We start from the raw sequence: 23,189 nt of genomic DNA on the forward strand, positions 1-23,189 counted from the left end.
GTCCTGTCAGGCGGTCATCTCGCTGAACTGCACTACCGCGCGATCCGCCGATTCCATGGCGCCCTCCATGCCTGACGCGTGCAGCGCGGTATGTTCCCCGGCGAACAGGACCCGTTGCGTGGGCCGTCGCACGGCGTTGGCCAGGCGGGCGGTGTGACCCGGCGGCCAGTGAGCGTACGCGCCGCCGGCACCGGGCTGTGCAACCCAGCTGAAGCGTTTGACGTAGCGTACGCGCCCAGCCAGTGACGGCCGGAGGCGAACCATCGTCTTTTCCACCAGCTGACGAGCGTCGTCCTCCGCCAGCTCGTCAATCGCCTTGGCCCCGCTGCCGTTGATCCACAGCTTGTACCCGACCAGCAAGCCGCCGGCGTCGACCCGCGGGAACCAGCGCTCCACGGGCGAGTCGGTCCACATCATGATCGGCAGGCCGTCGCGCTCCCAGAATTCGCCGCGGGTGTCGACAAACACCAGGCTGATCCGGGTGTAGGGGACTTCAGCGATCGCGTCGCGCTGATCCTGATCGAGCGCGAGGCTGAGGTCGAGCTGGCGCAGCGCCGGCAGGGGCAACGTGCAGATGCAGTGCTCTGCCCGAAAGCTTCGACCGTCGTCGCACAGAACCCGCACGCCCGCTGCGTCTTCGGCCACGCTGACCACCGAGGTCTTCAGCAGCAGATCGCCGGCGAGCGGCTCGGCCATCGCGATCGGCAGCGCGCCGCTGCCGCCTAGAATCTGATCGGACGACGTGGTCTGCCGGAACAGCACCTGGTTGCGCCAGGTCCGGATCACCGAAGTCGCGGCCAGCCCGTTGTTGTCCGCGTTGACGTTCATCAGGCGCAGCGCCTCGTCGGACGCGCCGGCCCGGGTAAGCACCGTGCTCAAGGCCTCGTCTCGGCTGGCAAAGGCCGGATCAGACCAGTCGCCGGTGCCCTGGAACGGATTGAGCGGCATGAGCGTCTCGTGCAGCATCCGAAAAGGCAGGCGGTGCCTTTCCTCGGGCGGCAACCGATTGCCCGCCGAGACTGCCCAATCGTTAACCGTCGCCGTTTCACCATTCACCGCAATCCCAAAGCCGCGGGCTGCTCCCTGAGTTTGAAACGTTGTCATCCCCGGTGCGCTGCCAAACGACACGCCGTGACGCTGACCGGCGGCGCGGACCCGAGCGTAACCGCTGCCGACCGTAACGCCGCCATATTCCGGCTGGTCGGGCAGCTCGCGATCGGTCCACAGTCGACCTCCAACCCGATCGCTGGCCTCCAGAATACGGACGCTGAGCCCCATCTGCTTGAGCCGCGCCGCCGCGCTCAAGCCAGCGAGGCCGGCCCCCAGCACCAGCACGTCCACCCGCTCCTCGCGGGACCGAACGCATCCGGTCAGCCCGGTTGTCGCACCGAGGGCTGCCGCCCCCAGCCCCAGCAGCACCCGTCGACGATCAGGCATTTTCGCGCACCGCGTCGATGGGCATGACGTCACCCCGATTGAGGTAGAGCGCTTTTTTCCGCAGAAAGCGCGTGAGCCCGCTGGGGCCCATGCGGGAGGCGCCCAGGCCGGATTCACCAAACGCGTTTTTCTCCGCCTCAAATATCATGCTTGTCATGCTCGCATCGTTGATGCTGACCCCACCGGCGTTTAGGCGATGGGCCACGGCCAGACACGCGGCCTCGTCACCGCCGAAGACGCAGCCGGACAGCCCGTAGATTGAATCGTTGGCCAAGGCCAGCGCCTCGTCCACCGTATCGAAAGCCATCACCGGCAGCACTGGCCCAAAGGTCTCATCGCGCATTACCGCCATATCATGATCGACATGGGTCAACACCGTAGGCGCCAACCACTGCCCTCCGCGATCGACCAGCTCACCCCCACAGTGGACGATGGCGCCGGCCTCCCGGGCCTGACGGATCTGCTCAGCCACTTTGTCTGCCTGCGGTGCAAAGATGAACGGCCCAAGGTGTCCCTCAGCGGGATCCTGAGCGGTCAGCTCAACGGCCTTTGCCTTGGCCACCAGCAGCGCCACAAACTCATCAAAGCGGCTTCGGGCGACGTAGATCCGCTCGATCGACTGGCAAGCCTGCCCGGTGGCAACCACGCTGCCCCGCAGGAGCGCGGTGGATGCGCGCTCAAGGTCGGCATCTTCCAGCACAATCGCTGGGTCTTTGCCGCCCAGCTCCAGGAACGCCGGTATAAAGTTTCGCGCCGCGGCTTCCCCCACCTTGCGGCCCGTGGCCACACTGCCGGTAAACGCAACGGCGCTCACCCGCTCGACCAGTGCCTGACCGGTCTCTGCGCCGCCGGGCGTAAACGCCAGAACTCGCGCCAGGTCGGGCACTTCGGCGAGCGCATCGTTGAGCGGTTCGACAAAACGCGGCGTCACCTCGCTCGGCTTGATCATGACTGCACAGCCGGCCAGCAGGGCCGGAATGGCGTCGATGAGCGACAGCGTCAAAGGGAAATTCCAGGGACTGATCACACCGAGCAACGGATAAGGCACCAGCTGTTCACCAAGCTCCACGTGCGGCATCGCCTGGCTGGGCCGACTGCTTGAGGTGAGCAGCGTAGGTGCCAGCCCACACCAGCGTTCGATGGCCGCGAGCGTGCCGGCAAACTCGCCGGCGCTGATCGCGCGGCGGCCGGTATCCCGGGCCAGCGCGTCAACGATGGCCGACTGGCGCTTCTTCAGCGCCAGGATCCATTCGCGCATCGCCTGGCAGCGGCGCTCCACCCCACCAGACTCCCACACCATCTGCGCCGAGCGCAGCGCGTCAGCGACCTGCCCCAGCTGCTCCGCCGTGTAGGGCTCGAACTCGTAGTCGATCTCGCCGCTACGCGGGTTGCGCACCGTCATCAACGCCGCATGGGTCGCGCTGTTCATGGATCCGTTGCCTCCGCGGCCTGGCTGAGCCGCTCATCATCAGCTTTTGCCGGGTCGATCACAAACACCGCGTCGTCGACCGGACCGTTCACCCGGAACGTGTGCCAGAAAATATCGTTGGTTTTGCGCCCGTCGTAGAACAGACGTACGCGCTGCGGCTGCCGAAACTTCGGTGAGTCGTGCCAGGCAAACTCCGAGTAGATGCGATGATGCCAGCCACGCGGGGTGTCAAAACCCACCAGCCGCACCGCCAAGCTGCCTTTGTCGATGCCGAAGATTGTCTCGCTCCCCGTAGCGTCGGTCACCTTGATGAAATAGCAGGGGTCGCCGGTCACCTGATCGTCGGCGAGCCGGCTCACCGTAAATCCGGGCTGGTCCGCAAAGCGGATAATCCCGAAACCAAACGCTGCAGACCACTGGGCCGCCGCCGTATTTTTCTCGAGTAGACCGTCCTGGTTGTAGGTGTTGGCGCCGTCATAGGCGATTTGAAAAATGACCTGATCGCCGCTTCGCGCGTCAAAGCGAACCTTGCCGTTGGCGGAATGAGCGGCGGTGGATTGATCGGGGAAACGCCGCCACATGCGGTAGCGATCCACCTGGGTCTGCTGGTCAGCGGCGCCGCTGCTGTACATGGTCATGCGGCCCTCCAGGTAGAGCGTCTGCGGCCGCTTCCAGCCCTGACCGCCGTTGGCTTGGGTGGCCATCCTCACGATGTCCAATCCGGTGAGCGGCGCAGCGATTACGGCCAAACTGGGCAGCACTGCCGCGATCGCGAACCCGATCAGAGCTAGTCGAAGCAGGGTGCGATGGTTCATTGGCACTCCGGGTCAAGCAGTTATAATGTTCTAACATTATATCATTTGCCCCAGGAGGGCTCTGTGCCAATGAGAACTTGGAAACTGCTGCCTCTGCTAGGCCTGCTGACAGCGGCGGGCGCCATGGCTGACGATCAGCTCGACCCGGCCAAACCGGCGGATGCGGTCAAAATTCAGCGCAAGATTCAGTGCTCCCTAACCGACGGCGAGCAGGTCACCTTCTGGTGGTATGGCAATGCGTATTCGCGCCGCATGGGCGAAAAAGATCGCCTCCTGTTCAAAGTCGAAGGGATGAACACGCGGGCTTGCGTCAGCGAGAAGCATCCCGAGCGGGGCAAAGGGTTCCGCCTCGTATCCCGAGAAATCCTGCTCTACAAGGATCCCGAAACCGGGGAGGTTCTGAATCACTGGGAAAACCCCTGGACCGGCGAGAAGGTCGACGTGCTGCACGTAGAGAACGACCCGGTGAACTTCCAGTCTTACGAGATTGGCCGTAGCGGCCAACCGGCTAGCTGGGATGGCGATATGCACAACGGCGGCTTTTGGCAGCGGAGTACGGTGCCCCTGTGGTACCCCAACACCCTTGCCGGCGACTTCCAGGGAGAGATCGGCGGCACCTACCACGCGACCGAGATGTTTAATTTCTTCGGCCCGGTCGACAAGCTCCTCGATCCGGCGGTGGCAACCGCCGAGGTCCGGGTGGGCTGGTCGCGCATGTCAGACTGGCTGCCGTGGATGAAGATGGGCGGCCGCGAAGGCATTATCTATATGCACACCGCCGGCACGAAACTCGGAGCCTGGGACGAGCTGTCGGACACCATGAAAGCGGAAATCCGCAATCACTACCCCAAGTACGAAACCCCGCCGCCGCTCGACGACGAGCGTCGCAACGTGACCAGCTGGTCTTACTATCGTGACGTCAAAGAAGGCAAGCGCGAGCTGCCTGATCGCTATAAGTAGGTGATCGCCTGAGGGGCTGCGGACCGCAGTCCCCGACAAGCCAGGCAAGGGGTCGGCGTCTCGCGCCGACCCCAGCTTCAGCCTTCCATCTCGGCGCCATAGTGGGCGTGCACCTGCTGATAAAAAGACTGCGCCATGATGCCGCTGCGCCAGCGCGTGATTTGAGGATAAGCCTCTAAACTGATCTGGGCCTTGTCGAACGGCTCCAACGCAGCGATCAGCGCGATATCGGCGAGCGTCATCTGGTCACCCGCGATAAACGCAGAGTCAGCGAGCTGACCCTCGACCATCGGTAGGTACTGATCGAGAAAACCCTGCCCTTCGTTGACCGAGTCCTCGTCCACCGGTAGCCCCATCATCGGCGCGAACATCCGGTTAAACAGGATCTTGTTCATGTTGGTGCGGATGTGGTTGACCGCAAACTCCATCCACTGGTCGATCTTGGCCTGCTCGTTCAGGTCGGCGGGATACATCGCTCCCCCCACCTTGCTGCCCAGATAGCGGCAAATGGCGTTGCTTTCGGCCAGCTTGAATTCGCCGTCAACCAGCGCGGGCACTTTCCCGAAGGGATTGATGGCGAGGTAGTCCGGCGTCTTCTGCTCGCCGGCCTGCAGGTCAACGTGGTGGTAGGTTGCGTCAATGCCCAGCGCGCTGACCGCCAGTCGCACCTGATTGGCGGGCGCAGAGGCAAAGTGTCCGTAGATTTCCATGGGGCTGAGGGCCTGTGTGATTGTCAGGCCGAGAGACTGTCACGCAGGACGCGCGAAGACAACGAACTAATCCTTATATCCGTCGCGGCGGATTCGGCAGTTCGTAGTCTGGCGCACAAAAAAAAGGGCAGCACGATGTGCTGCCCGGGTCCAAACTCGGACTCAAAAGTCCCCTCAGAACTTGTAGCCGAAGCTGATGCCGTAGACCAGCGGATCGATCTCAACGTCACCCAGGCTCGCGCCATCGAGCTTCGCCTCGGTGTCGATGTCCATCCACCGCGCGTCGACGTTCAAGAACCAGCGCTCATTGATCTTCCAGTCGGCACCGATCTGCGCTGACAGGCCGAAAGAGTTGTCCAGCGACAGGTCTGAGCCTTCCAGCGGTCCAGCCGTTTCTTCACTGAAGAACGTGGTGAAGTTAACGCCCAAGCCCACGTAGGGATAGAAGCGCTCGCTACTGGCAAAGTGATACTGGAGGCTCACCGTCGGCGGCAGCTGGTCCGTTTCGCCCACCCGGGTGCCGTCTTTCAGCACGATGTCGTGGTTAAACGGAATCGCGGCCAGCACGTCGATCGCCCAGTTCTGGTTCAGAAAATAAACCGCGTTGAGGTTCAGCGCTGCGCCGGCATCCGCGTCCACAATCGGGTTGTTGTTGGACTTGGGATCGACATTGGTAATGCCAACCCGGCCGATCCACGTGCCGGCCTCATGAGCGGTCGCCGCACCGCAAAGTGCCAAGGCTGCAGTCAGCGCAATCAGTGTTCTCTTCATCGGATAAATTCCTTTTTGTAGGTGGGTCAACGATGCTTAATATGCCGACGCCCGCGATCGCGAGTAATGGGGGGAAGCCGCAGACCCACCTGTGGAAAACCGAGAGGCGCTCAGGGGCCGCCGAAGGCCGCCCGTAAACAACGCGTTTCATGCCCCAGGCAGCACCCTCTATAGATGAAACTTGCTAATCTATCTATCGATAGGTATATTCACGACATGAACGTTAACTCAGACTATTCTCAGCGAGCGGTTGATCTGCCCCAAGACGCTTTGTGGCAGCCATCACCGGCCCCGGGCGTGGAGCGACGCATGCTGGATCGGATCGGTGACGAGGTGGCGGTAGCAACCAGCGTCGTCCGCTACGCGCCGGGCAGCAGCTTTGCCGCCCACACCCACGACGCGGGTGAAGAGTACCTGGTGCTCGACGGCGTTTTCTCCGATGAGCACGGCGACTATCCCGCTGGCACCTACGTGCGAAATCCGCCGGGCAGCAGCCATTCACCGTTTACGCGCGGTGGCGCAACCATTTTCGTCAAGCTGAGGCAGTTTGATCCGGGTGACGACCAGCAGGTCACGATCGACACCCGGCAGTCGTGGTTCAGGCCTGGCGTTGCGCCAGGCCTGGAGGTCCTCCCGCTACATCAGTTTGGCCACGAAAACGTGGCCCTGGTGCGCTGGGCGCCCAGCACCCGCTTCAGTCGACATGTGCACCCGGGCGGCGAAGAGATTTTTGTGCTGGAAGGGACTTTTGAGGACGAGCATGGCGTCTATCCGGCCGGGAGCTGGCTGCGGAGCCCCGCCTATAGCGAGCACACGCCGTTCTCCAACGAAGGCTGCCTGATCTACGTCAAAACCGGGCACCTGCCGCTGGCCGCATAGCCGGCCAGACGGCTGATCACTCGGCGGACAAACCCTTTAGGGCTTCAGCCGCCTGTTGGTTGTCCGGATCGAGCGCCAAAGCCTGCTCAAAGGCCGTGCGGGCATCCGCCGTTCGGCTTTGCTGCGCCAGCACCATCCCTAAGCGCCACCAGGTGGGAGAGGGCGGCACGGGTGGGTCTGCTGCGTCAGCCGACAGCTCGAGGTAGCGCCGGAAGGCAGCCTCGGCTTCCGTCAGGTTCTGCCCTGAAAGCGCGCCGGTCCGGCCAAGCTGGTAGAGCGCCATCAGATCGATCTGCTCACCGGTCGTAAACGGCGTCAGCGTCTCAACCGCTTCGGACCACCGTTCCTGCTGCTGCAGCAGCAGGGCCAGGCCCACCGCAGCCTGGCTTTCACCCGGGTCCTCCGTCAGCAGCGTCCGATAAAGCGTCTCTGCCGATTCGATCTTGCCCTCCGCCAGATCGATGCGGGCTTTCCAGCGCTTGCCCAGGCTCGGGTTGGTCCGCCCGATGGCTTCCGCCTGCCGATACGCTTCTTTGGTTCGACCGCCGGCGATCCAGGGAGCCTGAAGATGAAACTGAATCAGCCCCACCCGTCCGTCAAGGTTTTCCGGGTCGATCTTTACGACGCGCTCCAGCGCTTTTTTTGCCGTCTTGGCCAGGCCGCGCGCCTTCATCATGCCGGCGCTACCGGCAACCTCCCCCGCAGCTTCCGCCAGGGAAAGCCAAATCTCCGGGCGGTCGGGGCTTAGCTCGGTGGCCGCCTCCAGATCCTCCAGCGCCGCTTCGGCGCGATCGGTCCGGATTAGCAGCTGGCCTCGGATATAGAGTTCGTCGATGTTCAGCTTTCCGGCGCGGCCGTCCAGACCGTCCGCCCAGGCCTGGACGGATTCGATGTCATCCGAATCCAACGCGCGCTGCAGCTCATCGATCGACTGCGCCTCAAGCGCGGGGGTGAGAAACAGCAAGGCGGTGGCAACCGAGAAAACCCAGGCAAACTTCATCAAGCGACAATCCTATTTGTAGACAGTGCTGGCCCGCGATAACCGGCACCGATCTCCGGCGCCTGGCGCTTTTGACCAGGCAGCATAGCTTCGCGGCATCGCGCAGCGGTTCCCAGTGACGGGAGTCATGCTGTAATGCCCCTTTGTGGTGAGGAGCGCACCCCATGTCGATTGCCGTAAGCGGAGCCAGCGGGAGGCTGGGATCCCGAATCATCGAAGCCTTGCTGGCTTCCGACGATCCGGAAAAGCAGCCGCTGATCGCGCTGAGCAGAGACACAAGCACAACGAGCTTTGCAGGCGTGGACGTCCGTCAAGCCGACTACGCACAGCCTGATCAGCTGGCCTCGGCGCTGGCCGGCGTCGAGGTGCTGGTGTTGATCTCCGCACCGGTCAAAGCCGGTGTCGACCGGGTGCAGCTGCACCGCAACGCGATCCAAGCAGCGCAGGACGCCGGCGTTGAGTGTGTGCTGTACACCAGCGTGATCGGCAACGGCGATGAGTCGGGCACCTGGTATGCCGAAACCCAGGAGGTGAACCGCGTCGCCGAACGCGATCTCATGGACAGCGGACTGCGCTGGATCATCTGCCGCAATGGTTTGTACCTGGATCTGGACCTCATGCACCTGCGCGCAGCCGGCCCGGACGGCGTCTACAGCAACAATGCCGGAACCGGGCGCTGCGGCTACATCGCGATCAGCGAACTCGCTTTTGCCATCGCCAGGCTGGCGCTGGAGGCGCAAAAGGGTCGCGGCACCAATCGCACGCTCAACCTGATTGGCGAAACGGTCACCCAGCAGGAGCTTGTTGCCCTCGCCAACCAGGTGTTTGGAATGGAGGTCCGTTATCAACCGATCAGCGAAGCAGCGAACGTTGACCGCCTGATGGCACACCCGATGATCGCCCGGCGAGGCCTTGAGGTTGCCCGGATGCTGACCGGGTGCTTCCAATGCATGAGCCGTGGCGCCTTCGACGTAGAGCCGCAATTTCACCTCGCCGCCGGTCGTCCGGCCAAGCCGCTGGCGCAGCAGATGAGTGAGCTGGATCCGCTGTGATTGTCTGGGTCCGCACCCTACAATGACGCCGGAAGCTTCATCAGAAAAACCAATGCCGCACGATCACTCTGTATCGAGACTCGCCCTGCTGGTCGCTGTTGTGGTGGCGCTGTTTACGGGCGTTTTGGCATCGCTGGCGCTTCGCCCGCCGGGTCAACCGGTTTCGCAGCAAGCTACGGCTGACCCAAGTTCGGTCGACGTCATCCGCTGGCGCGCAGCGTCGTCTTTCACTGGCGCCATGCCGATTATCGGCACAGCCCCCTACCGCTTCGCGGACACCATGCGCGCGATGACGGGCGGCGCCATCGACATCACCGTTTATGACCCGGGAACCGTGGTGCCCGCCCTGGAGATTACCGAAAGCGTCAAAGACCGAAAGGTTGAAGCCGGCTTCCAGTGGGTCGGCTACGACCAGGGACGCATACCGGCTTCAACGCTGATTGCCGCGGTGCCCTTCGGGATGGAGCCGACCGAGTTTACGGCCTGGTGGTACATCGGCGGCGGCCGGGAACTGGGTGAGGAGCTGTATGAGCCCCACCAGGTGATGCCGATTCTCTGCAGCATCACCGGGCCTGAGACCGCCGGCTGGTTTCGAGAACCCATTCAGGACATCGACGACCTCGAAGGGCTGAAGATCCGGTTTGCCGGCCTGGGCGGCAAGGTGCTGCAGCGTGCGGGCGCATCCGTCACTATCATTCCCGGCGGGGAGATCTTCCAGGCGCTGGAGAAAGGCGCCATCGACGCCACCGAGTTTGCGCTGCCCGTGATCGACCAGATGCTCGGCTTTTCTCAGGTCGCTCGCTACAACTACTTTCCGGGCTGGCACCAGCCGTTTTCAACCGGGCATCTGCAGGTCAACCTGGAGATCTGGCGGGGCTTGAGCGAGACCAGCCAGGCGATGATTCGTACCGCCTGCCAGGCCATGGTGGCCTACTCGCTGGCGGAAGCGGAAGCGCTCCAAGGCGCCGTCGTCAGAGACTTCCAGTCGTCGGGTGTCACCACCAGCTCGCTCCCGCTGCCCATCCTTGAAAGGCTGCGCGAACTGGCTCGCGAGGTGCTGGATGAGGAAGCCGCCGCTGACGCCGATTTTGCGAAAATCCTGACGGCTCAGCGCGAATTCTCGGCCACCTATCGCTATTGGAAAACCCTGGGCTATCTGCCCCGGGACTTCTGAAGCACCTAGCGATGTCCAGCGCTATCCAACCCGCCGAAACCGCGCCGCCCGCCACCTACCCGCATACGCGGCTGTCGCGTCTCAGCCGACGATTTTTCAGCCGAATCAGCCAAGCCCTATCCTGGATCTGGCTCGCGCTGATCGGGGTGGTCATGCTTAATGTGGTCATGCGCTACCTGTTTGGCGAAGGGCGCATCGAGTTTGAGGAAATCCAGTGGCACCTGTTCGCCTGCGGCTTCATGGTGGGCATGGCGGTCTGCATGGACAGCGATCAACATATCCGGGTGGACGTCCTCCATGACCGGGTCAGCCATCAGACCCGGGCGTGGATCGAACTCTATGGATTGCTGCTGCTGTTCTTCCCTTTTGTGGTGGCCATGATCGTTTTTTCGCTGCCGTTCGTGCAGTACTCGTTTGCGAGCGCTGAGGTATCGGACGCGGCCGGCGGACTGCCCTACCGCTGGCTGATCAAAAGCGTGCTGCCCTTGAGCATGGTGCTGCTCACCTTTGCGGGCCTAAGCCGCCTGTCGCGGGTGACGGCCTATCTGTTCGGCTGGCCTCATCGTGTCGATTAACGATCTACTTTCCATCGCGATGTTCGTCTCGTTCATCGCGCTCATCCTGACCGGTTTTCCCGTGGCCTGGGTGCTGGGCGGGCTCGCCATTTTTTTCACGGCGGTCGCCATTGTTCTTGAGATCGACCTCGGCTTTGCCCTCAACGTCGACTGGGCCTACACGTCGCTGGCCGTCAATCGCAGCTGGGAGGTCATGAAAAACTGGGTCCTGGTGGCCCTACCCCTCTTTGTCTACATGGGGATGATGCTGGAAAAATCGGGCATCGCCGGAGATCTGATGACCAGCCTGTCGCGGGTTTTCGGCCGCGTCCGCGGCGGCCTGGCCGTCACCGTCACCCTCATCGGCGTGCTGCTGGCGGCGACCACCGGCATTATCGGCGCCTCGGTGGTGCTGCTGGCGATGCTCGGCCTGCCGGTCATGCTGAAACAGGGTTATCGACCGGAGCTGGCAAGTGGCACCGTGTGCGCGGTCGGCACGCTGGGGGTGCTCATTCCGCCAAGCATCATGCTGGTACTGATGGCCGATCGGCTCGCGATGCCGGTGGGTGACCTGTTCTTGGGCGCCATGTTCCCTGGCCTGCTGCTGGGCGCGCTGTACGTCACCTATCTGCTGGTGATCGCTCTACTCAACCCGGACGCCGCGCCAGCTCCGGAACATGCCGAGAAACTGGACTGGACGGCGCTGGTCAACGTGCTCAAAGCGGTGCTCGCCCCGACAGCGCTGATCCTGGCGGTGCTGGGCAGCATCTTTTTTGGCATTGCCACCCCGACGGAGGCGGCGGGTATCGGCGCTTTTGGGGCGACGGTCCTGGCGGTCCTGCGGCGCAAGCTCAGTCGGCCGGTCCTGGACGAGGTGCTGCGACAAACCACCACCACCACGGCGTTTGTCTTTGCGGTGTTTATCGGAGCGACGGCTTTCTCCCTGGTACTGCGAGGCCTCGGTGGCGATGAGCTGATCAAGTCAGCACTGCTGGAGCTGCCCTTTGGACCCAACGGAATCGTGATCACCATTCTCGCGTTCACTTTCCTGCTTGGCTTTTTTCTCGACTGGATCGAGATCTCGCTGATCATCCTGCCGCTGGTGGCTCCGGTGGTCCAAAGCCTCGGGTTTGATCTGGTTTGGTTTACCGTCATGTTTGCGGTGTGCCTGCAGACTTCGTTCCTGACGCCACCGGTGGGATTTGCGATCTTTTATCTCAAGGGCGTTGCGCCTGAAGGCATCACCGCTGGGACCATCTATCGCGGCGTGATCCCCTTCATCTTGCTACAGCTGGCGGCGATGGCGCTGATCTATCTCTACAAGCCGCTGGTTACCTGGCTGCCGGCACAGGCCTACTGAGCTTTCGGCCGCAGCAGCGCGGCGACCGCCAACACCGCGTTGAACCCCAGAAAGGCAGCCGTCGTGGTGGCAATCACGGCCCACATATCGCCGTGAGGGAGCGCCGCCGGCCCGCCAACAACCACTGCAGCGAGCCAAACGCCCAGCGCAAGCGCAAGCGCCAGCAGGTCATGGCCAAGCCGACGCCTGACCCCACCCTGGTCGCGGCCCGACCACCAGTACAGGCTGCCCCAGCCGAGCTGGACTGGGAGCAAAACCAGCTGTGCCATCCAAACGTGATGCATGTAGACCCGGTTGTTCCGACTGCTAAAGATCACTCATTTTACCCTTACGGCAGACGGTGGTGGGGCTCCCGCTGCGCCAGAGATAGAGGCCGCAGCCTTGTCGCCCCTGACTGGCCGGACCTTAGCGCCGCTACCGTCATGATCATCCCTGCTGGCGGACGCGCCGCTCCCAACGTGTCTCAGATCAATATAGATGGCCGCAGGGAAAAACTGTCGCAAACAAGGGGGCCTACCACAGCCCCATACAGTTGGCGTAGTACGTTACTGTCGCCGGCCAATCCGAGAATACGCCGGTCACGCCCGCCTGCCGTACCAGCACGTCGAGGACCCGATAGATATCGCCGTCGCCGGTGTGCGCAGGTTTGATGGTCAGGTAGTAAAAACTCTGCTCGCCAGCGAGCACGTCCTCAGCAATTCGCCCGGATCACTCCAGAGTCCAAGTTTTGAGCTCCAGGCCCGCTTCGCGCGCGGCCTCGGCGTAAAGTGACGGTACGATGGTGCCGTCAGCGTCAAGCGACAGGAGCGCAAACAGCGGCGGCGCGATGATGTTCAGGCCCTGAGCCTTCAGCGATGCAAAGTCCGCTACCCGCGGCAGAAACTGCGGGTCGGTGTAGGGTCTGGCGTCCAGCCAGACCGCCTGTCGCGCAAACGCCGGATCGACTTCGCGAAACAGGTTGATGTCCTCGAGACTGAACGACTGAAGCCAGACGTCTTCCGCGGGGATGCCCGCCTCGCGAAAGTCGTCGATCAGGCGCCGCGCGTAGTCAGCCTGCGAGTAGCTACCCGCAAAAGGCATTGCCACCTCCGGCGCCTTGAGCTCCGGCACAAACTTGACGTTTAGCTCACTCAGGAGCGCGATGCTCTGTCGGTGGGTGAGCAGCGTGCCGCCAGTAGCGTAGAGGTCCGTCCGAAACGCCGGCGTACCTTGAATATAATCCTCCACCGTTTGTGCGGCCGGGTTGGATCCCTCCATCTTCCCTTTGAGACTCAGGAACTGCTGGGTGGTGAGGTCGGCTGTGCAGCAGGTCGCGCTGGCGGGCTCCAGCACCTCACCGGTAGCGGGGTCCAGTCGAGCCGGACGAAATGGCTCTCGGCAAGTTGCGGCCAACGGCGTCAACAGGATGTTCGTGGTCTCGTGCAGATCGCATTGGGCGTGGCGACAGACCAGCTCTAAGTCTTTCGTGAACGTGACGTCGCACTCCACCAGCCCCGCCCCCTGCCGGGCCGCTGCCCGGTAGGACTCCTCGGTGTGCTCTGGAAACAGCAGCGGCGCACCGCGGTGTCCGATCGAGAGCTGGCTAGGCCTGCTGGGCTGATCCTTGCAGGCCTGCAGCCGACGCTTGAGCGCGCCGCGAGGAAGCTTGTCAATGAGGTATGCGGGCCTTACGCCGAGCTGAATCGCTGGAGCCCTCGCCGGGTTGCTGCCCACCGGCGAGGGCACCACGTCTCGCGACTGACAGGCCGCCATAGTCATGGCAAAAACCAGCCAAACCCAGCGCTCAAGGTTTGACCGCAAAAAGAAGGTTGGCCTGCCGGCTCGAAGCCGGTATCGGCGCCAGCCAAAGAGCCTGTCGGCACAACTTTCACGATAGCGATGGGACACTCTGAGACACTCTAAAAACGTATTTTCGCTATGAGCTTACCCGATCAAGACCGCGCAACACGGCGTTCGGTGCCCGCAGCAGCCGCGTTGCTCGGCTACGCCGGACTGATTCCCTTTCTGGGTCTCGCGGCAGCTTTGGCTGCCGACGTAAATGTGTCGCTTGCGTCGCCGCTTTTCACCACCTACTCGGCCGTTATTCTCTCTTTTCTCGGCGGAATTCGCTGGGGCGTCTATGCCGGCGCGGCGGAACCGAAAGACCGCGACCTTTGGATTTCGATTGCCGTGAGCCTGGCTGCGTGGGCAGCGCTCGCGCTTCCTGCCGGTACCGTCGTGACCGCGCTGCTGGGAGGTCATCTGGCGACTGCCTTCGTGGACCAGCTCACGCCCCCCGCCGGCCAGCAGCCGTGGCTTAAGTCGCTGCGCTGGCGACTCTCGGCCGGCGCGATCGCCGGCCACTTAGTGGTGCTTTTCGCCTAGGAACAGGTGGCCGCAGCCGGGCGTCATCAGGTCAGCGGCACCAGCGTTAGCTCGACGCGCCGGTTGGCCGCGCGACCGCGATCGGTACTGTTGCTGGCGATCGGGTAGGCTTCGCCATACCCGGCTGTAGCGACGCGCCGCGGCATCACGCCTTCACGCATCAGATAGGTACCCACCGCGTCAGCGCGCCGCTCCGAGAGGAGCTGGTTGTAGCTGTCGGTGCCGGTTGAGTCGGTGTGGCCCGTCACCTCCACCAGCGTCTGGTCGTACTCATCCAGGACCAACGCAACAGAATTCAAAACCTGGGCAAAATCGGGTCGCAAATCTGAACGGTTCACGTCGAAAGTGATATTGCTCGGCATGTTGAGCAGGATCTCGTTGCCGTTACGGGTCACCGACACGCCGGTGCCGTCCAGCTGCTGGCGCAGCTTCGCTTCCTGCACGTCCATGTAGTAGCCGATGGAACCACCGGCCAGCGCGCCAACGCCGGCGCCGATCAGCGCGCGCTTGCGCCGCTCCCGGCTGTTGTCGCCGCTCAGAAGGCCAACCACCGCGCCGGCGGCAGCTCCGATAGCCGCACCGCTGGTAGCCTTGGCGGTCTGCTCCTCGCGGGTATAGGGGTTCACCGTGGTGCAGGCAGCCATCGAAAAAGACAACGCGCCTGCGGCGAGCAGTTGGGCAACTTTCATGATTGTTCTCCAGCCTTGTTTCCCCAACAGGCTAGCAACGCAAACCTTAACCGCAGGTTAACAGCGGGTTAATGGCGAAGGGCGCCACTTTGCGTATCCGGCGAGCCAAAAAAAAGCCGGCGCTGAAATCCCAGCGCCGGCTTTTTCTCGGTTGGTGAAGAGCTTTAGGGCAACGGCTGACCAGGCGTCCAGGGCGCTCCCGCCTCACGCAGGCTGGCCTCAAATGCCGGGATCCGCTGCTCGGTCAGCTGGTTCATCTGATCGCGAATCTCAGCAAACTGATTTCTCGCCAGCTCGAGGCTGCGCTGGTGAGAAGGGGTTGGGCCATAGGTGGATCGGCCGGTCCCGAGCATGGCGTGGAACAGGCGGTCGCTGACCGTCGGTTCGGTCAGTGAGCCCAGGTACTCCCGCTGCAGGCTGCCGCCGAGAGCCAGCGCCAGATCTTCCAGCGATTGCTCGATGCCGTGCAGCTCACCATCCAGCGCTGCCGGGGCCGCCGTCGACCGCTCCAGCGCCAGGCGAAGCGTTTTGACGCGCTGCCGGGTCTGACCCAGAGCCTGTCCGGCCGCCGTCGCGCCGCGCTGCACGCTGCCCAGCTCCTGCCAGAAGGCAGCCACCTCGGATGACTCAGCGCCGTCGAGCGCACCGCGATTCAGGGAGACCACATCGAAGCTCACCGCGTCAGCCACCTTCTGGGTGTCCCCGTTCAGCGTTTGGCTCAGGTCGACGCTGTAGGTGCCCGGCGCCGCCATCGGGCCCGACACGTTGGAGAAGTAGTCGCCGCCGGTGCCGATGGCATGAGGTGCGGGGAAGCGCAGGTCCCAGGCGATCCGGTGGAAGCCTTTCTTCGCCGGTCCGGTCAGGCGGCGCACGACGTTGCCGTCCGCGTCACGCACGGTCAGGATCATTTCAGGCTCACGCTCGCGCCGCTCCGCCTCGATGGCGTCCCACCCAGGAAACGGCACGTCTTCGTCGCTGTCGAGCGCCTTTTCGCGCTCACGCCGCGTTGCCTTGGCGGTCTTCAGGTCCTCTGGCAGGTAGTAGGTCAGCACCGCGCCGTAAGGCGGGTTCGGCGCGTGGTAATGCGCATGTCCCTGCGAGGAGTTGCCACCGCCACCCAGCGGGGAACCCTGCATGTACCAGTCCGCGTCGCGAGGCGTAAACAGGAGTGGGCCCGACTCGAGCTGCGTTTCGGTCAGACCCCGGAGCGGGGTGTAGTCATCGAAGACAAAGAAGCCACGACCGAAGCTGGCGCCGACGAGATCATTCTCCCGCCGCTGAATCGCCAGATCTCGGAACGAGATGGTGGGCACGCCGCCGGTAAGCTCCACCCACTCATCACCGCCACCCAAAGAAAAGAACACGCCAAACTCGGTGCCGAGGAACAGCAGGTTCGGCTCAACGTGATCCTGAACCACTCGCCAGACCAGGTGCTTCTCGGGGAGGTTGCCCGCGATCGACTGCCAGCGGCGGCCCCGGTCGGTGCTCTTGAGCAGGTAAGGCTGATAGTCACCATACTTGTGGTTGTCGAGCGCCACATAAACCGTGTCGGCGTCGAACAGATCGGCCTTGATGTCGTTGACGAACGCGGTATCCGGCACGCCGGGCAGGCTGCCGACCTCGATCTCGCGCCAGCTCTCGCCGCCATTCTCCGACACCTGGATGAGACCGTCGTCGGTGCCCGCGTAAAGCAGACCCGCCTCCAGCGGCGATTCGGCCAGTGAGGTGATCGTGTTGTATTGAGACATCGCGTACATGTCCCAGGGGGCGTCGAAGCTCTGCTGACGTCCCATAATCGGCAGCGTTTCGCGCTGCTGATCGCGGGTCAGGTCACCGGAAATCGGGGTCCAGCTGTCCCCCCGGTTGTCCGAACGCCAGACCCGCTGCGAGGCGTGGTAAATCCGCGTGGGGGAATGGGGACTGACCAGGATCGGGGCGTCCCAGTTCAGCCGTTCCGGCGCATCCCCTGGCTCTGCCTGAGGCTTGATGTAAACCAACTCTCCGCTGCTGCGATCCACCCGCACCAGGTTTCCTTGCTGCCACTGGGCGTAGACGATGTCCGGATTACCCGGCTCGGTCGCGGGCTGATGACCATCGCCGAAAAGCACCACCTCCCAGTCGGAGTTGCGGATGCCGTTGACGTTGTCGGTGCGCGCGGGTCCACCCTGCGTGTTGTTGTCCTGGGTGCCGCCGTAGACGTTGTAATAAGGTTCCGCATCGTCCAGCGCCAGCTTATAGAACTGGGTAATGGGCAGGTTGGCCACAAAGCGCCAGGTTGCGGTGTGGTCGAAGCTTTCATAGAGACCACCGTCGCTGCCAAACAGCAGGTACTCCGGATTGTCCGGCCGGAAGGCCACCGCGTGGTCATCTCCGTGTTTGTTCTCGTTGCTCATCGGCACAAAGGTTTTGCCGGCGTCATACGAGATCTGGGTGGTGTTGTTCATCAGGTAGAGCCGACCCTCGTGGTGGGGGCTCGCGTAGAGTTCCTGATAGTAGTGCGGACCGGTGCCGCCCGACACGGTGTCGGAGCGCTTCTCCCAGGTGGCCCCTCGATCGGTTGAGCGAAACACACCGCCCTCGCGCAGGTCGAGCTCCACCGCGGCGTAGACGGTGTCCGGGTTGAGCGGTGATATCGCCAGACCAATTTTGCCTTTGTTGCCCTTTGGCAGGCCCTGGGTGAGTTCCTTCCAGGTGCGTCCGCCGTCGGTGGATTTGTGGATCCCCGATTTGGGTCCGCCACCCATGTAGGCCGCGACCGTGCGGTGGTGCTGCCAGGTGGCTGCATAGAGCACGTCCGGGTTTCGGGGATCCGCAATCAGCGACGCCACGCCGGTCCACTCGTCGTCTCCGAGCGTCTGCGTCCAGTTCTCGCCGCCGTCTTCCGTGCGGTAAACGCCGCGTTCACCGCCGGAACTCCACAGCGGCCCCTGCGCCGCCACCAGCACCACGTCCGGGTTGTCCGGATGCACAATGATCTGCGTGATGTGTTCCGAAGCAGCGAGACCCACGTTGCGCCAGTTCGCGCCGCCGTCTTCGCTGAGATAAACACCGTCACCAAAACTCACGTGACGACCACCCACGTCTTCACCGGTGCCCACCCAGATGCGGCTGGGGTTGCTGGGGTCGATCGTCAGAGCGCCAATCGAGTAGACCGACTGCTTGTCGAATACCGGCTGCCAGGTGGTGCCGGAATTCACCGTCTTCCAGACGCCGCCCGAACCCACCGAGATGTACCAGGTGTTCGGGTCGTTAGGGTGAAGATCAATATCCGCGATCCGCCCGGACATCAGCGCCGGGCCGATACCGCGCAGCTTCAGGCCGGCAAACGTGCCGGCAGACAGCGTTTCCGCTTCGCCCTCCTGCGCCAGGGCAGCGGGACCCGCAACCAGCAGGGCTGCCGCCAGCAGGCCGGAAAGAACGTTGCGCGCTCCGGGGTTTCTTAAGTTCATCAGTCTCATTATTGCTGTGCCTCTGCGGTGACCGGCACTCGGCCCGGTGTCCAGGGTGCGCTGCTGCCCAGCGCCTCGTCGATTTCGTCCAGCGATTCGCGGGCCGCTCGCAGCGCGGCGGTGACGCCGGTCAGCTGCTCGCGCGCAACCTCCAGCGACGCTCGCTGGTTGTCGGTGACCTGAGCCAGGGCGTCCCAGTGGGCAAACCCAAACATGCCGAGCCGGCCGTTGATAGACATAGGCGCCGGTTCCGCAATGCCCGCGATGACGCGGTCACCGTTCAACGTCAGACTCGTCTCGCGCAGTCCCGCTTCCACTTCTACCAAACGCTGGTAGAGCGCTTCGCTGTCTCCTGGGGCGTCACGCAGCGCAACCTTGAGGTGCGCGATCCGCTGATTCAGCTCAGACATTGAACCGCGAGCTGCCGCAACGCTTCGCGCTAGCTCGTTTGCGGCCGCCATCTCGCGCGCGTGATCCGCCGGCGACGAAGGCCGGAACTGACCTTCATCCAGGGTTTTCAAGACAAACTCCTGCGCCTCACCGAGCGGGGTAACTTCCCCTCGCACCCGCATGGCCATGCTCACCCGGTAGGTACCCGGACCCACGAGCGGCCCTTTGGGCGTGCTGTCCCAGGGCGCAATCGAGCTGGACGGTTTGAGGTTCACCGCGTCCGGCGCCGGCAGGCGCAGGTCCCAGGCAACGCGATGCATGCCTTTGCCGGCCGGACCGGTGATGCGCCGGACCAGCGTTCCGCTGGCGTCGAAAACGCTGAGTTCGATGGTGGGATCGTCTTCCGCGGCCTCAGCGCGAAGGTCGGCCAGCGGCGGGTACGGGTTGTCCTCACCGTCTTTCTGGCGCGTACGCTCGGCTTTCCGGCGCTGCTTCTTGAGCGAAGTGATGGCGTCGGTGAGGTGATACGTAAAGATCGCCCCAAATGGCGGGTTGGGTGCGGTGTAGTAGGATGCCCCCAAAAAGCCTTTGGGGCCGTAGCTGTAGTAGGCCTTCTCGGCGTACAGCCAGGTATCTTTGACCGGGAACAGGTAGCCGGCCTCGGCTTTCACGTCAGCCGCGCTCACCCGCAGCGGCGTGTAGTCATCCAAAATCCGAATGCCGCGGCCGAAGGTGCCGAGCACCAGGTCGCTTTCGCGGCGCTGAATCTCCATGTCGCGGACCGCAATCGTGGGCATGCCGCCCGTCAGCTCACCCCAGTTCTCTCCACCATCCTGGCTGTAGAACACACCAAACTCGGTGCCGGCAAACAGCAGATCGGGATTGACGTGGTCCTCGGCCACCGTGTGCACCGTGCCACGCTCCGGCAGGTTGCCGACAATCGACGTCCAGCTTTCTCCGCGATCGTCGCTGCGCAGCAGGTAAGGTTTGAAATCCCCTTGCTTGTGATTATCAAAGGCGGCGTAGACGCGGTTCACGTCGTGGCTGGAGGCGACGAGGTCGCCGACGTAGCTCATCTCCGGCACCCGGCCGAAGCGATCCTCGCGACGCCAGGTTGCGCCGCTGTCATCACTGACCTGGATCAGTCCATCGTCGGTTCCGACGTAAAGCAGTCCTTCCTGCAGCGAGCTTTCGTCCAGCGAAACGATGCTGCCGTACATAGAGGTTGAGTTGTTTTTGGCGACAGCGTTGACGCCCCAGACCCGGCCCATAACCTCGAGCCGATTGCGGTCGAGCTTGCGAGACAGGTCGTCACTGACCTTCCGCCACGCGTTGCCGCCATCTTCGCTGACAAACAGCTTCTCCGCAGCAAAGTAGAGCCGCTGCGGATTGTGCGGGCTGATGATAAAGGCCGAATTCCAGTTCCATTTGTAGTCATTTTCGTCAGCACCCGGGGCTGGGGTGATGATCACCCGCTCGTAGCTCTGGCGGTCGAAGCGGGCGAGCATGCCGTACTGCAGCTGGGAGTAAACCGTGTCGGGGTTAGTCGGGTCGACCTGAGTCTTGAATCCGTCTCCACCGAGGGTAAAGGTCCAGTCCTCGTTGGTAATGCCTCGATCGAACAGGGTGCGCGACGGCGCGCCAAGGCTGCTGTTGTCCTGCGTGCCGCCGTAGACGTTGTAAAACGGCTCGGCGTTGTCGGGGGTGGCTCGGTAGAACTGGGCAATGGGCAGGTTCTGCACAAAACGCCAGTTGGCGCCGCCGTCCCAGGTGTCATAGATGCCGCCGTCGTTGCCGGTGATCATGTGCTGGCTGTTGGCCGGATCGATAAACAGCGCGTGCTCGTCAACGTGTTTGTAGGCACCACCCACAGGCTTAAACGACTTACCGGCGTCGTTGCTGACCTGCATGAAGGTATCCATCGAATAGATGCGGTCCGGATTATTCGGATCGACAATCAGCTCGTTGTAGTACTGCGGGCTGCTGGACATGTAGCCGGAGCGCTTTTCCCAGCGCGCGCCGAAGTCCGTGGACCGGTAGACCCCTTCATGTTCGTCGTCGGTCTCCACGATCGCGTAAACGGTGTCCGGAGCTGACGGCGCAAACGCGAGCCCGATCCGGCCTTTATCATGGGGCGGCAGGCCGGCGGTGATTTCACTGAAGGTGGCGCCGCCGTCGGTCGAGCGGTAAACACCGCTGCCCGGGCCGCCGTTGATCAGAGTCCAGACATGACGGCGTCGCTGATAGGTGGATGCCAGCACCAGATTGGGGTGGTCGGGGTGAATCAGCACGTTATTGGCGCCGGTGTCCTCGTCCACTTCCAGCACGCGCTCCCAGTTCGCGCCGCCGTCCTGAGTCCGATAAACGCCGCGGTCACCACCCGAATTCCACAGCGGCCCCTGGGCCGCAACAAACACAACGTCGGAGTTGTCGGGGTGGATCGCAATATCACCGACGTGCTCGGAGTCTTTCAGGCCAACGTTCGACCAGCTTGCTCCGCCGTCCAGCGATTTATAGACACCGTCTCCGTAAGCAACGGACCGCTGGGCGTTGTTTTCGCCGGTACCGACCCAAACCACGTTGGGGTTGGCCGGGTCCAGCTCCACCACGCCGATGGAGTACGAGCCTTCGTTATCGAAGATGGGCTTCCAGGTAATGCCGCCGTTGTCGGTTTTCCACAAGCCTCCCGAGGCGGTGGACGCATAAAACTGATGCCAGGCGTCGGGATGCATGGCGAAATCGCTGATGCGTCCGGATGTTACGGCGGGGCCAATGTCTCGGATCTTCAGACCTGCGGCGAGGTCGGTGAGTGGGTTTTTATCGGCGGCGGTTGCTGCGCTGAGCTGAAATGCGCCCAGCAGGACGGCCAAGCAGCACTTGGCGGCGGTCTGAATCAATGCGTTGTTCCTCGAGTGATAAGCGGGCGGCCCCCCTCGGGCCCGTTCGTGCGGGCGGCAGCAGAGTGCGCCCGGGACGCAGATCATAAGAGTGTGCAGCCCGAGTTGCAAAAATGCGCGCAGCGCCCGCTTCTATGCGGATTGCGCAGCCGGTTGCTAAAGTAGCCGCCGGCAAGGCGGGGCAGTCAGGAGCGATCGATGCAGGAAGTCATCCAGAGCGGCAACATTGTCTGGGTCATGCTGGCGGTGGTGGTGCTGGAGGCCATCACGCTGATCGCCTACTGGCAGCGGACTGGACGCGGGGTAAGGCCCCTGTCGCTGCTGCTGAATCTGGGCGCAGGCACCAGCCTGATGCTGGCCCTGGGGGCTACCTTAAAAGGGTTTGACTGGCGGATTACCGCGGTGCTGCTGGTCGTGTCAGGGGTGTTTCACCTGTCCGACGTGCGGCAGCGCTGGGCCTGAAGCGCGCGCCGGCGGCGTGGGTCTTGCCGCGCGCTTGCGGTAGCGGGCCAGCATGATGCGGACCTGGTGATACAGCAGATACGTGACGCCGAGAACGCAGGGTGTGGCCCAAAGCACCGGACTGAACGCAAACTGCGGCATCAGGTTGACTGCACCAAAGGCCAGAAACGCCGTATAGACCGAGATCCCCGCGCCAACCAGGCCACGAGAATGCTGAATCAGCCACTCGTTGGCGGGCGGGTTGCGGCGCAAAATAAAACGCGTATTCAGGAAGCCGGCCGCCAGCCCAACGATGGACATCCCAACCAGCAGAGGCTGCTCGACGCGCCAGCCTTGAATGGCGCAATTCAGCGCCGTGAAAAACGTCGCTGCCTGCAGAAACAGGTTCACCGCCGTCCGATTTGCCCCGTGATTCTGCCGGTTTTGGATACATAGCCGACCGTAGTTGGCGAGGTTGATCGTCATGGTGGCCAGATACAGCATCATCCAGCCAAAAACCGCGCTGACCAGCACCGGATCATCCCAGAACGGGTGGGTTTCGAGCGGCGCAATCAGCGTGCAGATGCTGATACCGACGGCAAATCCTCCGGTCAGTAGCAGCGATCGAGCAAAAACCACGCCCCACTTCTTGTGGACGGCTCCGCCCTTTCGACCCACGATCGGCACCCAAAGGCTGATCAGGCCAACGGTCCCGGTGACGATATGCGCTGCCACCAGCGCTTTAAAGAGCCAAACGACCATAGAAACTTCGACAATGCTGGCTTAACTGTCCAGCTAACATTACATTATCACCTGTC

The 23,189-nt window shown here is 63.0% G+C and carries 21 protein-coding genes; 8 read left to right on the top strand and 13 right to left on the bottom strand.

Translation table 11 applies throughout. The features are described from left to right. Positions 1-6: 6 nt before the first annotated feature. From AAF358_05080 to AAF358_05090, 3 genes are read right to left on the bottom strand one after another with little or no spacing between them, the layout of a single operon-like run. A complete protein-coding gene (locus AAF358_05080; GenBank protein MEM7704902.1) occupies positions 7-1,437 on the bottom strand; it encodes an NAD(P)/FAD-dependent oxidoreductase in 1,431 nt (476 codons plus the stop codon). Continuing rightward, complete coding sequence (locus AAF358_05085; GenBank protein ID MEM7704903.1) at positions 1,430-2,866, bottom strand: aldehyde dehydrogenase family protein; 1,437 nt, start codon at positions 2,864-2,866, stop codon at positions 1,430-1,432. The genes AAF358_05080 and AAF358_05085 overlap by 8 nt, the downstream gene beginning before the upstream one ends. Further along, a complete protein-coding gene (locus tag AAF358_05090) occupies positions 2,863-3,681 on the bottom strand; it encodes a hypothetical protein (protein MEM7704904.1) in 819 nt (272 codons plus the stop codon). The genes AAF358_05085 and AAF358_05090 overlap by 4 nt, the downstream gene beginning before the upstream one ends. A gap of 69 nt (positions 3,682-3,750) precedes the next feature. On the opposite strand from AAF358_05090, the gene AAF358_05095 reads away from it, so the two are divergent. Continuing rightward, a complete protein-coding gene (locus AAF358_05095; GenBank protein ID MEM7704905.1) occupies positions 3,751-4,641 on the top strand; it encodes a DUF1838 family protein in 891 nt (296 codons plus the stop codon). A gap of 77 nt (positions 4,642-4,718) precedes the next feature. Here the strand turns inward: AAF358_05095 and AAF358_05100 are convergent, their stop codons facing one another. Then, the gene (locus AAF358_05100) at positions 4,719-5,351 is read right to left on the bottom strand and encodes a glutathione S-transferase family protein (protein ID MEM7704906.1); all 633 of its coding nucleotides are present in this window, start codon (positions 5,349-5,351) and stop codon (positions 4,719-4,721) included. 174 nt (positions 5,352-5,525) lie between these two features. Continuing rightward, complete coding sequence (locus AAF358_05105) at positions 5,526-6,122, bottom strand: OmpW family outer membrane protein (GenBank protein MEM7704907.1); 597 nt, start codon at positions 6,120-6,122, stop codon at positions 5,526-5,528. 216 nt (positions 6,123-6,338) lie between these two features. Between AAF358_05105 and AAF358_05110 the strand changes: the two genes are divergently transcribed. Next, complete coding sequence (locus tag AAF358_05110) at positions 6,339-7,001, top strand: cupin domain-containing protein (protein MEM7704908.1); 663 nt, start codon at positions 6,339-6,341, stop codon at positions 6,999-7,001. Between the two features lie 16 nt (positions 7,002-7,017). Here the strand turns inward: AAF358_05110 and AAF358_05115 are convergent, their stop codons facing one another. Beyond that, entirely contained in the window at positions 7,018-8,001 is a 984-nt protein-coding gene (locus AAF358_05115; protein ID MEM7704909.1) for a tetratricopeptide repeat protein, read from the bottom strand. A 164-nt stretch (positions 8,002-8,165) separates the two neighbouring features. Here AAF358_05115 and AAF358_05120 point away from each other — a divergent pair, with 164 nt between their 5' ends. Genes AAF358_05120 through AAF358_05135 form a run of 4 tightly spaced genes read left to right on the top strand, consistent with a single transcriptional unit; the run spans position 8,166 to position 12,141 of the window. Continuing rightward, complete coding sequence (locus AAF358_05120) at positions 8,166-9,053, top strand: NAD(P)H-binding protein (GenBank protein ID MEM7704910.1); 888 nt, start codon at positions 8,166-8,168, stop codon at positions 9,051-9,053. A 52-nt stretch (positions 9,054-9,105) separates the two neighbouring features. Further along, complete coding sequence (locus AAF358_05125; GenBank protein MEM7704911.1) at positions 9,106-10,227, top strand: TRAP transporter substrate-binding protein; 1,122 nt, start codon at positions 9,106-9,108, stop codon at positions 10,225-10,227. An 11-nt stretch (positions 10,228-10,238) separates the two neighbouring features. Continuing rightward, a complete protein-coding gene (locus tag AAF358_05130) occupies positions 10,239-10,802 on the top strand; it encodes a TRAP transporter small permease subunit (protein MEM7704912.1) in 564 nt (187 codons plus the stop codon). Then, positions 10,792-12,141, top strand: coding sequence for a TRAP transporter large permease subunit (locus AAF358_05135; GenBank protein MEM7704913.1), 1,350 nt, complete (start codon positions 10,792-10,794; stop codon positions 12,139-12,141). Before AAF358_05130 ends, AAF358_05135 begins: the two co-directional genes overlap by 11 nt. Here the strand turns inward: AAF358_05135 and AAF358_05140 are convergent. The 3 genes from AAF358_05140 to AAF358_05150 all read right to left on the bottom strand — a co-directional run bounded on the left by AAF358_05140 (position 12,135) and on the right by AAF358_05150 (position 13,899). Continuing rightward, a complete protein-coding gene (locus AAF358_05140) occupies positions 12,135-12,458 on the bottom strand; it encodes a hypothetical protein (protein ID MEM7704914.1) in 324 nt (107 codons plus the stop codon). The two genes, AAF358_05135 and AAF358_05140, sit on opposite strands and share 7 nt — an antisense overlap. A gap of 196 nt (positions 12,459-12,654) precedes the next feature. Next, positions 12,655-12,828 carry a hypothetical protein gene (locus AAF358_05145; GenBank protein MEM7704915.1) on the bottom strand — a complete coding sequence of 58 codons (174 nt, stop codon included), beginning with the start codon at positions 12,826-12,828 and terminating at the stop codon, positions 12,655-12,657. A gap of 21 nt (positions 12,829-12,849) precedes the next feature. Beyond that, positions 12,850-13,899, bottom strand: coding sequence for a glycerophosphodiester phosphodiesterase family protein (locus AAF358_05150; GenBank protein MEM7704916.1), 1,050 nt, complete (start codon positions 13,897-13,899; stop codon positions 12,850-12,852). Positions 13,900-14,058: 159 nt separating this feature from the next. On the opposite strand from AAF358_05150, the gene AAF358_05155 reads away from it, so the two are divergent. After that, entirely contained in the window at positions 14,059-14,505 is a 447-nt protein-coding gene (locus tag AAF358_05155) for a DUF3429 domain-containing protein (protein ID MEM7704917.1), read from the top strand. Between the two features lie 26 nt (positions 14,506-14,531). Here the strand turns inward: AAF358_05155 and AAF358_05160 are convergent, their stop codons facing one another. The 3 genes from AAF358_05160 to AAF358_05170 all read right to left on the bottom strand — a co-directional run bounded on the left by AAF358_05160 (position 14,532) and on the right by AAF358_05170 (position 21,930). Further along, positions 14,532-15,194, bottom strand: coding sequence for an OmpA family protein (locus tag AAF358_05160; GenBank protein ID MEM7704918.1), 663 nt, complete (start codon positions 15,192-15,194; stop codon positions 14,532-14,534). A 164-nt stretch (positions 15,195-15,358) separates the two neighbouring features. Next, entirely contained in the window at positions 15,359-18,652 is a 3,294-nt protein-coding gene (locus AAF358_05165) for a glycosyl hydrolase (protein MEM7704919.1), read from the bottom strand. After that, positions 18,652-21,930 carry a glycosyl hydrolase gene (locus AAF358_05170; protein MEM7704920.1) on the bottom strand — a complete coding sequence of 1,093 codons (3,279 nt, stop codon included), beginning with the start codon at positions 21,928-21,930 and terminating at the stop codon, positions 18,652-18,654. The genes AAF358_05165 and AAF358_05170 overlap by 1 nt, the downstream gene beginning before the upstream one ends. Positions 21,931-22,128: 198 nt before the next feature. On the opposite strand from AAF358_05170, the gene AAF358_05175 reads away from it, so the two are divergent. Continuing rightward, positions 22,129-22,392 carry a hypothetical protein gene (locus AAF358_05175; GenBank protein ID MEM7704921.1) on the top strand — a complete coding sequence of 88 codons (264 nt, stop codon included), beginning with the start codon at positions 22,129-22,131 and terminating at the stop codon, positions 22,390-22,392. Here AAF358_05175 and AAF358_05180 read toward each other — a convergent pair. After that, positions 22,348-23,133, bottom strand: a complete 786-nt coding sequence (locus AAF358_05180) for a hypothetical protein (protein ID MEM7704922.1) — start codon at positions 23,131-23,133, stop codon at positions 22,348-22,350. The two genes, AAF358_05175 and AAF358_05180, sit on opposite strands and share 45 nt — an antisense overlap. Positions 23,134-23,189: the final 56 nt, after the last annotated feature.

The sequence above is a fragment of the Pseudomonadota bacterium genome, from assembly GCA_039033415.1.
Taxonomy (GTDB): Bacteria; Pseudomonadota; Gammaproteobacteria; order Xanthomonadales; family SZUA-38; genus JANQOZ01.

What these genes read in the sequence shown, in the direction of transcription:
- AAF358_05080 (MEM7704902.1), bottom strand. Translation starts at nt 1,437, where the DNA reads ATGCCTGATCGTCGACGGGTGCTGCTGGGGCTGGGGGCGGCAGCCCTC.
- AAF358_05085 (MEM7704903.1), bottom strand. Translation starts at nt 2,866, where the DNA reads ATGAACAGCGCGACCCATGCGGCGTTGATGACGGTGCGCAACCCGCGT.
- AAF358_05090 (MEM7704904.1), bottom strand. Translation starts at nt 3,681, where the DNA reads ATGAACCATCGCACCCTGCTTCGACTAGCTCTGATCGGGTTCGCGATC.
- AAF358_05095 (MEM7704905.1), top strand. Translation starts at nt 3,751, where the DNA reads ATGAGAACTTGGAAACTGCTGCCTCTGCTAGGCCTGCTGACAGCGGCG.
- AAF358_05100 (MEM7704906.1), bottom strand. Translation starts at nt 5,351, where the DNA reads ATGGAAATCTACGGACACTTTGCCTCTGCGCCCGCCAATCAGGTGCGA.
- AAF358_05105 (MEM7704907.1), bottom strand. Translation starts at nt 6,122, where the DNA reads ATGAAGAGAACACTGATTGCGCTGACTGCAGCCTTGGCACTTTGCGGT.
- AAF358_05110 (MEM7704908.1), top strand. Translation starts at nt 6,339, where the DNA reads ATGAACGTTAACTCAGACTATTCTCAGCGAGCGGTTGATCTGCCCCAA.
- AAF358_05115 (MEM7704909.1), bottom strand. Translation starts at nt 8,001, where the DNA reads ATGAAGTTTGCCTGGGTTTTCTCGGTTGCCACCGCCTTGCTGTTTCTC.
- AAF358_05120 (MEM7704910.1), top strand. Translation starts at nt 8,166, where the DNA reads ATGTCGATTGCCGTAAGCGGAGCCAGCGGGAGGCTGGGATCCCGAATC.
- AAF358_05125 (MEM7704911.1), top strand. Translation starts at nt 9,106, where the DNA reads ATGCCGCACGATCACTCTGTATCGAGACTCGCCCTGCTGGTCGCTGTT.
- AAF358_05130 (MEM7704912.1), top strand. Translation starts at nt 10,239, where the DNA reads ATGTCCAGCGCTATCCAACCCGCCGAAACCGCGCCGCCCGCCACCTAC.
- AAF358_05150 (MEM7704916.1), bottom strand. Translation starts at nt 13,899, where the DNA reads ATGACTATGGCGGCCTGTCAGTCGCGAGACGTGGTGCCCTCGCCGGTG.
- AAF358_05155 (MEM7704917.1), top strand. Translation starts at nt 14,059, where the DNA reads ATGAGCTTACCCGATCAAGACCGCGCAACACGGCGTTCGGTGCCCGCA.
- AAF358_05160 (MEM7704918.1), bottom strand. Translation starts at nt 15,194, where the DNA reads ATGAAAGTTGCCCAACTGCTCGCCGCAGGCGCGTTGTCTTTTTCGATG.
- AAF358_05165 (MEM7704919.1), bottom strand. Translation starts at nt 18,652, where the DNA reads ATGAGACTGATGAACTTAAGAAACCCCGGAGCGCGCAACGTTCTTTCC.
- AAF358_05175 (MEM7704921.1), top strand. Translation starts at nt 22,129, where the DNA reads ATGCAGGAAGTCATCCAGAGCGGCAACATTGTCTGGGTCATGCTGGCG.
- AAF358_05180 (MEM7704922.1), bottom strand. Translation starts at nt 23,133, where the DNA reads ATGGTCGTTTGGCTCTTTAAAGCGCTGGTGGCAGCGCATATCGTCACC.